General features: G+C 67.6%; 7 protein-coding genes and 2 tRNA genes. All 9 read left to right on the top strand.

The window, feature by feature from the left end; all coding sequences use genetic code 11:
• The first annotated feature begins 9 nt into the window (after nucleotides 1-9).
• The 9 genes from VZQ01_RS07235 to VZQ01_RS07195 all read left to right on the top strand — a co-directional run bounded on the left by VZQ01_RS07235 (nucleotide 10) and on the right by VZQ01_RS07195 (nucleotide 11,744).
• Nucleotides 10-82: transfer RNA gene (locus VZQ01_RS07235), tRNA-Lys, on the top strand.
• Between the two features lie 116 nt (nucleotides 83-198).
• Nucleotides 199-280, top strand: a tRNA-Leu gene (locus tag VZQ01_RS07230).
• Between the two features lie 101 nt (nucleotides 281-381).
• A complete protein-coding gene (gene tig, locus VZQ01_RS07225; protein ID WP_223784948.1) occupies nucleotides 382-1,659 on the top strand; it encodes a trigger factor in 1,278 nt (425 codons plus the stop codon).
• Between the two features lie 53 nt (nucleotides 1,660-1,712).
• On the top strand, nucleotides 1,713-2,333 hold the full coding sequence (gene clpP / locus VZQ01_RS07220) for an ATP-dependent Clp endopeptidase proteolytic subunit ClpP (protein ID WP_046712192.1): 621 nt from the start codon (nucleotides 1,713-1,715) through the stop codon (nucleotides 2,331-2,333).
• A gap of 213 nt (nucleotides 2,334-2,546) precedes the next feature.
• Nucleotides 2,547-3,830: an ATP-dependent Clp protease ATP-binding subunit ClpX gene (clpX, locus tag VZQ01_RS07215; RefSeq protein ID WP_046712193.1), complete on the top strand. Its 1,284-nt coding sequence runs from the start codon at nucleotides 2,547-2,549 to the stop codon at nucleotides 3,828-3,830.
• 291 nt (nucleotides 3,831-4,121) lie between these two features.
• Nucleotides 4,122-6,191, top strand: coding sequence for a prolyl oligopeptidase family serine peptidase (locus tag VZQ01_RS07210; RefSeq protein ID WP_223750606.1), 2,070 nt, complete (start codon nucleotides 4,122-4,124; stop codon nucleotides 6,189-6,191).
• A gap of 198 nt (nucleotides 6,192-6,389) precedes the next feature.
• Entirely contained in the window at nucleotides 6,390-8,846 is a 2,457-nt protein-coding gene (gene lon, locus VZQ01_RS07205) for an endopeptidase La (RefSeq protein ID WP_426747326.1), read from the top strand.
• 281 nt (nucleotides 8,847-9,127) lie between these two features.
• Nucleotides 9,128-10,714, top strand: coding sequence for a peptide ABC transporter substrate-binding protein (locus VZQ01_RS07200; protein WP_426748938.1), 1,587 nt, complete (start codon nucleotides 9,128-9,130; stop codon nucleotides 10,712-10,714).
• 145 nt (nucleotides 10,715-10,859) lie between these two features.
• On the top strand, nucleotides 10,860-11,744 hold the full coding sequence (locus VZQ01_RS07195; RefSeq protein ID WP_426747324.1) for an ABC transporter permease subunit: 885 nt from the start codon (nucleotides 10,860-10,862) through the stop codon (nucleotides 11,742-11,744).
• The last annotated feature ends 287 nt before the right edge of the window (nucleotides 11,745-12,031 follow it).

Here is a 12,031-nt window from a genome sequence, read left to right as displayed (position 1 = left end):
CGCAGTGCCGGGAGCGTAGCTCAATTGGCAGAGCAATGGACTCTTAATCCATAGGTTGTGGGTTCGATTCCCTCCGCTCTCATACGGGGTCTCTCCAGCGATGGAGAGACCCCGTTTGTTTTTCCGCAGCACGCATCCGTCGGGTGACGCGCGGCGGACGTTTCGCGGTATGTACGGCACAAGGCACGCGGCGCATCCGGGCGGGTGGCGAAACTGGTAGACGCACCAGACTTAGGATCTGGTACCGCAAGGTGTGAGGGTTCGAGTCCCTCCTCGCCCATTTCGCGTTGACCCGTTCGTGCCTATCCCCTAAAGGCGCACGTCCCACTTAACCGGCGCCGCTCGGGACGACTGTCCGAGAAGGCGGCGAGCGAGGCCCGTATGAAGGTCCAGGTCGAAGAGCTCTCTCCCATCGAGAAGAAGCTCTCCATCGAGGTCGAGTCCGCCCGCGTGGCGGAAGAGCTGAACCGCGCTTACTCCAGGCTTGGCCAGCAGGTGCGGTTGCCGGGCTTCCGACAGGGCAAGGTCCCCCGCCGCATCCTCGAGCAGCGCTTCAAGGACCAGGTCGAGGACGAGGTCATCCAGCGCGTGGTGCAGACGGCCTACCTGGACGCGGTGCGCGAGCACAACGTGGAGGTGGTGGCGAGCCCGCAGGTGACCAACCAGGGTCTCAAGGCCAACGCGCCCTTCAGCTTCGAGGCCCGGGTGGAGGTCAAGCCCAAGGTCGAGGCGAAGGAGTACGCGGAGCTGCCGCTGACCAAGGCGGACACCGCCGTCACCGACGAGCAGATCGACGAGCAGCTCGGCCGCATGCGCCAGTCGCTGAGCCGGCTGGAGCCCGTGACGGACCGCGACTCGGCGGCCTCCGGTGACTACGCGACGGTGGACTACGACGCCACGGTGGACGGCCAGCCGTTCGCCGGCAGCAAGGCCGAGGGCATCACCGTCCAGGTGCAGCCCGGTGAGCTGGTCGAGTCGAAGATCGCCGCGCTCGAGGGCGTGAAGGTGGGCGAGTCCAAGGACATCGACTACGCCTTCCCCGCCGACTACCGGGTGGAGGAGGTGCGGGGGAAGACGGGCCGCTTCCACGTCACCCTCAAGGAGATCAAGAAGGAGATCTCCCCCGAGCTCAACGACGACCTGGCGAAGGAGACGGGCATCGCGCAGACGCTCGAGGAGCTGCGCGGCAAGCTGCGCGCCGACATGGAGCGCGCGCGCCGTTCGCAAGCGGACAACGACGACCGCGAGGCGGTGATGAAGGGCCTCGTGGAGCGCAATCCCTTCGAGGTCCCCCGCGCCATGGTGGAGCGCGCCATGGACTCCATGCTCCGCGGCGCCCTGCAGCAGCTGCAGCGCTCGGGCGTGGACCCCAGCCGTCTGAACCTGGACTTCAACCGCCTGCGCGAGGAGATGCGCGAGAAGGCGACCCAGGAGGTGAAGGGGACGCTGCTGCTGGAGTCCATCGCCCTCAAGGAGGGCATCCAGGCGAGCGACGCGGACGTGGACGCGCGCATCGAGCAGCTCGCGGTGGAGGCGGGCCAGCCCGTGGAGGCCGTGAAGCGCTACTTCAAGGGCGCGGACGAGCGGCTCGGGTTGTCTCTGCGACTGCGCGAGGAAAAGACGATTGAATTCCTGAAGGGCCGGGCGAAGTATTCCTGACCTGAGGTTCGTCTTCGTCGAGCCGTCCCTTCGAGTCTTCTCCCGAGGTCGCCATGCCCTTCATGCCCGTTCCCTACGTCATCGAGCAGACGCACCGCGGTGAGCGCTCGTACGACATCTACAGCCGGCTCCTGAAGGACCGCATCATCATGCTGGGCACGGAGATCGACGATGACGTGGCCAACGTCATCGTCGCCCAGCTGCTGTTCCTCGAGTCCGAGGACCCGGACAAGGACATCAACATCTACATCAACTCGCCGGGCGGCTCCGTCACGGCGGGCATGGCCATCTACGACACGATGCAGTACGTCAAGCCGCCGGTCTCCACCATCTGCGTGGGGCAGGCGGCGTCGATGGGGGCCGTGCTGCTGCTCGCCGGGACGAAGGGCAAGCGCTACGCCCTGCCGTCCAGCCGCATCATGATCCACCAGCCGCTGGGTGGGGTGCGGGGCCAGGCGACGGACATCGAGATCCAGGCCCGCGAAATCCTGCGGATGAAGGCGAAGCTCAACGAGCTCATCGTCAAGCACACCGGGCAGTCCATCGAGCGCGTGGAGAAGGACACCGACCGCGACTACTTCATGGGCGCCACGGAGGCGAAGGCCTACGGAATCGTGGATGAAATCCAGAACCCCCGCAAGGTGGTGGGCCTGGGCAAGGACGAGAAGAAGTAGACGTTTGCCGGGGCTCGACGCCTCGGCCGGTGGCCGGAGCCGCGGGAATTCGCCCCCGCGCCTCCGGCTTTCTGCTTTCTGCGCCGACCCACTCCCCCTGTTAAGTACAGGGAAGGCGCGTGGACGTCCCTGATGGGGGCTGACTAGATTGGCCTGGAGCCGAGGCGGGTGGCGCTCGGGGCGGGCGGCTTTACAGGCGCAGCGAGGGATTTCATGGCGGGCAAGAACGTGGAGAAGCGAGACAACCAGACCCTCTGCTGCTCCTTCTGCGGCAAGTCGCAGAAGGAGGTGAAGAAGCTCATCGCGGGGCCGACGGTCTACATCTGCGACGAGTGCATCGGGCTGTGCAACGACATCATCGCGGAGGAGATCGACCGCGAGGAGACCAAGGACACCAAGCTGCGCATCCCGCGGCCCTCCGAAATCAAGGCCGTGCTCGACGAGTACGTCATCGGCCAGGAGCGCGCGAAGAAGACGCTGTCGGTGGCCGTGCACAACCACTACAAGCGCATCGAGTCCAAGGTCGCGCTCGAGGACGTGGAGCTCCAGAAGAGCAACATCCTCCTGCTCGGCCCGACGGGCAGCGGCAAGACGCTGCTGGCCCAGACGCTGGCGCGCATCCTCAACGTCCCCTTCACCATCGCCGACGCCACGTGCCTCACCGAGGCCGGCTACGTGGGCGAGGACGTGGAGAACATCATCGTCAACCTGCTGCAGGCCGCCGACCACGACATCGAGCGGGCCCAGCGCGGCATCGTCTACATCGACGAAATCGACAAGATCGCCCGCAAGTCGGAGAACCCCTCCATCACCCGCGACGTCAGCGGCGAGGGCGTCCAGCAGGCGCTGTTGAAGATCATCGAAGGTACGGTGGCCAACGTTCCGCCCAAGGGGGGCCGCAAGCACCCGCAGCAGGAGTTCCTGCAGGTGGACACCACCAACATCCTGTTCATCTGCGGCGGCGCGTTCGGCGGCCTGGACCAGGTCATCGAGCGGCGCCTGGGCGGGCGCAGCCTGGGCTTCGGCGCGGACATCCAGTCGAAGAAGCAGCGCAACCTGTCGGAGCTGCTCAAGCACGTGGAGCCGGAGGACCTGCTCAAGTTCGGCATGATTCCGGAGTTCATCGGCCGCCTGCCCATCATCACCGCGCTGGAGGAGCTGGATGAGCCCGCGCTCATCAACATCCTCAACCAGCCGAAGAACGCGCTCACCAAGCAGTACAAGAAGCTCTTCGAGTTGGACGGCGTGGCGCTGAAGTTCACCGACGGCGCGCTCAAGGCCATCGCCAGCGAGGCCATCCGCCGCAAGGCGGGCGCCCGCGGCCTGCGCTCCATCCTCGAGTCGGCCATGCTGGACGTGATGTACGAAATCCCGTCCCGCAAGACGGTCCGCGAGGTGCTCATCTCCGAGGAGGTCATCCTCAAGAAGAGCGAGCCCGTCGTGCTCCACGCCGCGGCGGAGAAGGAGCCCGCCGAGCCGAAGAAGGAATCCGCGTAAGTCGCGGACTCTGACGGGCCGCCCTCGGGTGTGGGCGGCCCCTGGGATGTGACGGAGCGCGTCAAGGGCCCTGCAACGGCTCCGACGCGCTCCTCGCGTTCAGGGCGGGCGGGGTGGCGCCGGCCTGTCGCCCACGGTTTTTGTGGGACGGGCGGGGGCGTTTCTGTATGTGCTGGCTCCATGAGACAGCTCCCCGTGCCTGCCTTGTTGATGCTCGTTGCCTGTGCTGGCTCGACGCCGGCGAAACGGGAGGTGCCCGTGGAGGCGCCGGCCCAGGAGGAACACGCGCGCATGGCTTACCCGGCGACTCGGGTGGACGCGGTGGTGGACACGCTGCACGGGGTGCAGGTGCCGGACGCCTACCGCTGGCTGGAGGATGAGAAGGCGCCCGAGGTCCAGGCGTGGATGAAGGCGCAGGACGTGCTGACGCGCGAGGCGCTGGCGAAGTCGCCCGTGCGTGACGCGCTGGCGAAGCGCTTCCGCGAGCTGTTCTACGTGGACTCCATCTCCATGCCGGCGCGCCGCGCGGGCCGCTACTTCTACGTGCGCACGCACAAGGACAAGGAGAAGGCGGTCCTCTACTGGCGCGACGGCGAGAAGGGGCAGGAGAAGGTGCTCCTGGACCCGAACGGCTGGAGCCAGGACGGCTCGGTGTCCCTGGGCACGTGGTCGCCGTCGTGGGACGGCAAGAAGCTGGTCTTCGCGCAGAAGCCCAACGCGGCCGACGAGGCCGTGCTGCACGTGGTGGACGTGGACTCGGGTGAGTGGTCCAAGGTGGACGTCATCGAGGGCGCCAAGTACGCGCAGCCCAAGTGGACGCCGGACGGCAAGGGCTTCTATTACGAGTGGCTGCCCACCGACCCCTCCATCCCCGTGGACGCGCGCCCGGGCTACACCAGCTTGCGCTTCCACAAGCTGGGCGACGCGCCCTCCAAGGACGCGGAGATCCACCCGCGCACCGGAGACCCGTCCACCTTCCTGCAGGGCGACCTGAGCCGGGACGGCCAGTTCCTGTTCGTCTCCATCCTGCGGGGCTGGATCGAAAACGACATCTACTGGAAGCGGCCGGGGGAGAAGGACTTCCGCCTGCTCGTGAAGGGCAAGGGCGCCAAGTACAACGTGCAGGCGTGGAAGGGCCGCTTCTACGTCACCACGGACGAGGGCGCCCCGCGCCAGCGCGTCTTCGAGGTGGACCCGGCGAAGCCCGCGCGCGCGCAGTGGAAGGAAATCGTTCCGCAGGACCCGGTGGCCGCGCTCCAGACGGTGAACATCGTCGGCGAGCACCTGGCGCTGGAGTACATGAAGGACGCGACGACGCTCGTGCGCGTGGCCACCCTGCAGGGCAAGCCCGTGCGCGAGGTGGCGCTGCCCGGCGTGGGCGCGGCCTCCAACCTGACGGGCCTGGAGGACCAGGACGAGGCCTACTTCGTCTTCACGTCCTTCACCACGCCCCGGCGCGTCTACAAGACGTCCGTGAAGACGGGGGAGTCCTCGCTGTGGGCGCAGGTGGAAGTGCCCATGGACCCGGCGGCCTACACGGTGGACCAGGTCTTCTACCCCTCCAAGGACGGCACCCGCGTGCCCATGTTCCTGGTGCACAAGAAGGGCCTGAAGCGCGACGGCACCGCGCCCACGCTGCTCTACGGGTACGGCGGCTTCAACGTGAACATGGAGGCCACCTTCCGCGGCAGCATCCTGCCCTGGCTGGACGCCGGCGGCGTCTACGCGGTGGCCAACCTGCGGGGTGGGGGCGAGTACGGCGCCGAGTGGCACGAGGCGGGCCGCATGGCGAAGAAGCAGAACGTCTTCGACGACTTCCACGCCGCCGCCGAGTACCTGGTCCGGGAGAAGTACACCCAGCCCAAGAAGCTGGCCATCCAGGGCGGCAGCAACGGCGGGCTCCTGGTGGGGGCGGCCATGACTCAGCGCCCGGAGCTGTACGGGGCGGTGGTGTGCCAGGTGCCCCTCCTGGACATGGTGCGCTACCACCTCTTCGGGAGCGGCCGGACGTGGATTCCCGAGTACGGGACGGCGGAGAAGCCCGAGGACTTCCAGGTGCTGCACGCCTACTCGCCCTACCACCACGTCAAGCCGGGCGTGGCCTACCCGGCGCTGCTCATGATGTCCGCGGACCACGATGACCGGGTGGACCCGATGCACGCTCGCAAGTTCGTGGCCGCGGTGCAGCAGGCGGCGGGCAACCAGGCCAAGGCGCTGCTGCGCATCGAAATGAACGCAGGACACAGTGGCGCGGACCAGGTGGCCAAGAGCATTGAATCCAGCGCGGACCTGTATGCGTTCCTTTTCGAGGCGTTGGAGGTTGGTGGGCTACAGGGTGGGGAGGCAGCGCAGGGTCGCTGACACTGGGAGGGGACGTCCGAGGAAGCTTCGGGTGTTCCCTTGATGGCAGCAGGTGGTTCCCCAATCTTGAGGCGGGGAACGGCGCCTGAAACCGACGTGTTATAGACGTGCTTCACCCCGGGTGTGCGCTCGCCGGACGAGCAACCGGGCAACTCTTCAGGGGCCTACCCTCCCGGTAGGCCAGCAGGTGGCGGATACATGTTCTTCGGACGTGACGACAAGAAGGAAGCCCAGAAGCGGGGACTCACCGTCCCGCTCTTGCCCCTTCGGGACATCATCGTGTTCCCGCACATGGTGGTTCCGCTGTTCGTCGGCCGGGAGAAGTCCATCGCCGCGTTGAAGGACGCGATGGCTCACAAGGGGCCGGACGACAAGGCCGTCATCCTGCTGGCCGCCCAGAAGAAGGCCAAGACGAACGACCCCTCTCCCGACGACATCTTCCACTTCGGCACCATGGGGCACGTCATCCAGCTGCTGCCCTTGCCGGACGGCACCGTGAAGGTGCTGGTGGAAGGGGTGAAGCGCGCGAAGGTGAAGAAGTTCCACCCGAACGACGCCTTCTTCATGGTGGAGGTGGAGGAGGTGGAGGAGCAGACGGAGAAGAGCGTGGAGCTGGAGGCGCTCGTGCGCTCCGTGCACTCCGTGTTCGAGGCCTTCGTCAAGCTCAACAAGCGGATTCCACCCGAGATGCTGATGCAGGTGGCCAGCATCGATGACCCGGCGCGGCTCGCCGACACCATCGTCGCGCACCTGTCGCTGAAGCTGAACGACAAGCAGGCGCTGCTCGAGACCGAGTCTCCCGCGAAGCGGCTGGAGAAGCTCTACGAGCTGATGCAGGGGGAGATCGAGATTCTCCAGGTGGAGAAGAAGATCCGCACCCGCGTCAAGAAGCAGATGGAGAAGACCCAGAAGGAGTACTACCTGAATGAGCAGATGCAGGCCATTCAGAAGGAGCTGGGTGAGCGCGACGAGTTCAAGAACGAGATCCAGGAGATTGAAGAGAAGCTGAAGAACAAGCGGATGAGCAAGGAGGCCACGCTCAAGGTCAAGAAGGAGCTCAAGAAGCTCCGGATGATGAGCCCGATGAGCGCCGAGGCCACGGTCGTCCGCAACTACATCGACTGGATCATCAGCCTTCCCTGGTACGACGAGACCCAGGACCGGCTGGACGTGACGGAAGCGGAGACGGTGCTCAACGAGGACCACTACGGCTTGAAGAAGCCGAAGGAGCGCATCCTCGAGTACCTGGCCGTGCAGCAGCTGGTGAAGAAGCTCAAGGGCCCCGTGCTGTGCTTCGTGGGACCTCCGGGCGTGGGCAAGACGTCGCTGGCGCGTTCGATTGCGCGGGCCACGGGCCGCAAGTTCGTGCGCCTGTCCCTGGGCGGCGTGCGTGACGAGGCGGAGATTCGCGGCCACCGTCGCACGTACATCGGCGCGATGCCGGGCAAGCTCATCCAGTCGCTGAAGAAGGCGGGCAGCAACAACCCGGTCTTCCTACTCGACGAAATCGACAAGATGTCCACGGACTTCCGAGGCGACCCGAGCGCGGCGCTGCTGGAGGTGCTGGACCCCGAGCAGAACCACAACTTCAACGACCACTACCTGGACCTCGACTACGATTTGTCCAAGGTGATGTTCATCTGCACCGCGAACACGATGCACAACATCCCCGGTCCGCTGCAGGACCGCATGGAGGTGATTCGCATCGCGGGGTACACCGAGCCGGAGAAGCTCTCCATCGCCCGGCGCTACCTCATCCCGAAGGAGCAGGAGGCCAACGGGCTGACGGACGTGAAGGTGGACTTCAGCCACGAGGCGCTGCGGACCATCATCCACCGCTACACGCGCGAGTCCGGCGTTCGTTCGCTCGAGCGTGAGATTGGCGGCGTGTTCCGCAAGATTGCCCGCGACGTGCTGAAGAACGGCAAGCGGGACATCGAGGTGGACCGCAAGACGGCGATGAAGTTCCTGGGCACGCCGCGCTACCGCTACGGCGTGGCGGAGCGCGAGGACCAGGTGGGCATCGTCACGGGTCTGGCGTGGACGGAGCTGGGAGGAGAGATCCTCACCACCGAGGCCACCGTGATGCCGGGCAAGGGCAAGCTCATCATCACCGGCAAGCTGGGCGAGGTGATGCAGGAGTCCGCGCAGGCGGCCATGTCGTACGTGCGCAGCCGGGCGGACCGCTTCGGCATCGACCGCAAGGTGTTCGAGAACTACGACATCCACGTGCACCTGCCCGAGGGCGCGATTCCCAAGGATGGCCCCTCCGCGGGCGTCACCATCTGCACGGCGCTGGTGAGCGCGCTCACGCGCGTCCTCATCCGTCGGGATGTGGCGATGACGGGTGAAATCACGCTGCGTGGGCGGGTGCTGCCCATCGGCGGCCTGAAGGAGAAGACGCTGGCCGCGCACCGCGCGGGCATCAAGACGGTCCTCATCCCGAAGGCGAACAAGAAGGACCTGAAGGACATCCCGCTGAAGATTCGCAAGCAGCTGCGCATCGTCCCGGTGGAGTTCGTGGACGACGTGCTGCGCGAGGCGCTGGTGCTGGAGAAGCCCGAGGAGTTCGGCCGCGGCAAGCCGAGCACGGATGGGCTCAAGAGCCCCACGGCGGCCGAGGCGCCGTCGGCTCCGGCCCCGGCTCCGGCGTAGCGGGACTGACAGGGGAGGGCTTCGGCCCTCCTTGACGTGCTCGAAGCCAGGACGTCCGTCGACCCGCGAGGTCGCCGGGCTCCTGGCTTCTCTCTTTTCCAGCGGGCAGACGGGGCGTCTGGCTTCTGTTGCCGGGCGTCCCTGGCTTCGGGGTACAACGTGGCCCGGTGGCTCCTCGCGCTCGACTCGCCTGGTGGTGTCTGTTGCTGGCCTGGGTGACCGGGGCCTGCGGGCCGTGTGGCTTCCAGCCGGAGTCGGGCGTCAAGGTGGTGGTGCCCGCGATGCCCACCACGCTGGATTGGAGCCATTCGGACCCCGAGAGCTGGGCGAACTACCCGGTGATGCTCGCGACGCAGAAGGGGCTGACGTTGCTGGGCGCGGACCACTCGGTGCGACCGGGGCTGGCGGAGCGGTGGGAGCGCTCTCGCGACGAGCAGGGGCGCGAGGTCTATGTTTTCCATCTGCGCGGGGACGTGCGGTGGTCGGATGGCTCGCCGCTCGTGGCGCGGGACTTCGTCGTGGGGTGGCGGCGCGCGCTGCGGGGGCGGGAGCGCGGGGAGATGGCGGACCTGGAGGGCGCGTCGGAGGTGCTGGCGCTGCAGGACCGCATGGCGCCCGAGGCGGACATCCGCGCGGCGCTGGAGCGCGTGGGCGTGGAGGCGGTGGACGCTCGGACGCTCCGGGTGACGCTGGCGCATCCGCGCAGCTACTTCCTGGCGCGCATCGCGAACGTCTACATCTTCTACCCGGCGCCCTCCGCGGACCTGGACGGGCGCTCGGATGAGGAGGTCCGTGATTACTTCGACCGGCCTCGTGATGGGCGCCCGTTGGCCTTGGGGCCTTATCGGGTGGAGAGCTGGGACAGGGCAGGGGAGCGGGTGCGGTTGATCTACAACCCGCGCTCGGCGTTCCCTCCGCCCATGGCTCCGGGCGAGGTGCCCGTGCCCGTCATCACGTTGATGAAGTCGGAGATTGGACCGGCGCTGTACGAGCGGGGCCGGGTGGACTTCGTCTTCGTGGACAGCGCGGCGGCGCTGCGCGTGAAGCGGCCCGAGGACCTCCAGCGCGAGCCGCTATTGTCGACGTACTACCTGGCGTTCAACACGGAGCGCGCGCCGCTGGACAGGCCGGAGGTCCGGCGTGCGCTGTCCCGGGCGTTGGATCGGGAGGCGTTGATGGTCGGGTTGCTGCCGGCCGCGCGGCCCTCGCATGTGTTGCTGCCTCCGGAGCTGCCGGGGGCTGCGTCGGCCGAGGAGGCGTTGCGGCTGCCGCACTACGAGCCCGAGCGCGCGAAGGCGGAGCTGGCGTCGGTGGCCGGGTTGGAGCGGCCGTTGAGGCTGGTGTACCGCTCGGGGGACAACTTCGTGCCGGAGGTGGCCATCGCCGAGCGCGTGGCGGCGCAGCTCGCGCGGGTGGGCGTGAAGGTGGAGCTGGAGGCGAGGTCCGACTTCACGGCGGAGATTTCGCGGCGCACGGCCAAGGGGCCTCGCGCGTATGACTTGTACCTGCGGCGGTTGGGCGGGGACTACGCGCACCCGAACACGTTCTTCACGCTCTTCGAGCGCTCGGGCAATCACCAGACGGGCTGGGAGACGCAGGGCGGTGGCGAGCCCATGGCGCGCTTCGAGCGGCTGCTGGAGGCCGGGGACGGCGAGGCGGACGAGGCGCGCGCGCGGACGATGTATGTGCAGGCGCAGGAGGTGCTGGTGGGGGAGCAGGCGGTGATTGCGCCGCTGTACCACCCGGACCGCTACTTTCGGGCGCGTGACACGCTGCGGGGCCTGGATGTGGACCCGTTCAACTTCCTGGCCCTGCGCACGCTGCGCAGGTCCGCGCCCACGCCGGAGCAGACCGAGGTGGCGCGATGATGGCCGTGGTCCAGAAGCTCGCCCTGTTGCCGCGGAGGTTCGCCTCCGGGCCGGTGCGTCGAGGTGAGGGGCCGGCTCCTTCGCTTGATGGGATGCTGGTGCCTCTTGCGCGGGAGTCCTCGTCGGTGCTCGGCGAGGTGGCGCGATGATGGCCGTGGTCCAGAAGCTCGCGCGGCAGCTCGTGCTGGTGCCCGTGGTCGCGGTGGCCTCGTACTTCCTCATGGCCATGTTGCCGCTCACCACGGAGAGCGATGCGAAGCGGCAGGCGTCTCCGGAGCTGATGGCGTCGTATCGCCGGGACCTCGGCCTCGGTGAGCCGCTCGGCTTCCTGCGTCCCTGGGAGAAGCTGTGGCGCGGTGAGCGACTGGGCACGAGCGCGCAGGGCATCACCGGCGATGAGCTGGCTCGCAAGCTGTCGGGCAGCGTCGGCGTGGGGATGCTCGCGCTTCCCCTGGCGCTGACGTGGGCGCTGGGCTTCGCGCTCGTACGCACCCGTTGGCGAAGAGGGCGGTGGTCCGCCCTGGGTGACGTCGTGCCGGCGCTGGCCTTCGGTACGCCGGTGTTCATCCCCGCGCTGTTGCTCGCGCCCGCGGTGGTCGAGCGCGGGCACATGCTGCCGGAGCTGTGTGCGGCGCTCGTCACGTCCATCTGGCCAGGCATCTTCCTGGGCACGCTGGTGGGGGACTCGCTGGAGACGGAGCTGTCGCGCGACTACGTGCGCACCGCGCTGGGCAAGGGCCTGTCGCCGGGCACGGTGCTGCGCCGTCATGTGCTCCCCAATGTGCTGCCCTCGCTGCTCGATGCCGTGGGGCCCGTGGCCACGGCGCTGCTCGCCGGCTCGTTCGCGGCGGAGCGCGTGTTGGGCCTGCCTTACTTCGGACAGCTCTACGTGCTCGCCGTGCTCAACAAGCAGGTCGCCGTCGTCGTCGTGGCGACCACCACCTTCGCCTCGCTGCTCGTCGTCGTGAGCCTCGTGGTGGAGGTGGCCCGCTACGTCGTGGACCCGCGCTCGCGTGAGGCCCGCGCATGAGCCTCCTGTCGAGGATTCATCCCGCTGCCCACCCGCCAGACCTATGTGGCCACGAGCCCTCGACGCTGTCGGGAGTGCTTCGCGCCGGGTCTCAGGTGTCTTCCGCGGGTTCGCGCCATGAGCCTGCGGGGCGGGATGCGTCTCGTGGCTCGCCCTTCGGCCTCGCCTCACCTCGTGATGTGGAGCGTGTCGGGTGTACGTCGTGCGTCGGTGGCGGGGCGTCTTCGCTCGGGTCGCGCATGAGCCTCCGGTCCGGGGCTCAGCGCACTGCACTCGGTCCAGGCCCT

It is taken from the genome of Myxococcus faecalis, assembly GCF_050039385.1.
In the GTDB taxonomy this organism is placed as follows: Bacteria; Myxococcota; Myxococcia; order Myxococcales; family Myxococcaceae; genus Myxococcus; species Myxococcus fulvus.
This window is presented reverse-complemented; position numbering and strand designations above follow the sequence as displayed.

What these genes read in the sequence shown, in the direction of transcription:
- tig (WP_223784948.1), top strand. Translation starts at nt 382, where the DNA reads ATGAAGGTCCAGGTCGAAGAGCTCTCTCCCATCGAGAAGAAGCTCTCC.
- clpP (WP_046712192.1), top strand. Translation starts at nt 1,713, where the DNA reads ATGCCCTTCATGCCCGTTCCCTACGTCATCGAGCAGACGCACCGCGGT.
- clpX (WP_046712193.1), top strand. Translation starts at nt 2,547, where the DNA reads ATGGCGGGCAAGAACGTGGAGAAGCGAGACAACCAGACCCTCTGCTGC.
- VZQ01_RS07210 (WP_223750606.1), top strand. Translation starts at nt 4,122, where the DNA reads ATGGCTTACCCGGCGACTCGGGTGGACGCGGTGGTGGACACGCTGCAC.
- lon (WP_426747326.1), top strand. Translation starts at nt 6,390, where the DNA reads ATGTTCTTCGGACGTGACGACAAGAAGGAAGCCCAGAAGCGGGGACTC.
- VZQ01_RS07200 (WP_426748938.1), top strand. Translation starts at nt 9,128, where the DNA reads ATGCCCACCACGCTGGATTGGAGCCATTCGGACCCCGAGAGCTGGGCG.
- VZQ01_RS07195 (WP_426747324.1), top strand. Translation starts at nt 10,860, where the DNA reads ATGATGGCCGTGGTCCAGAAGCTCGCGCGGCAGCTCGTGCTGGTGCCC.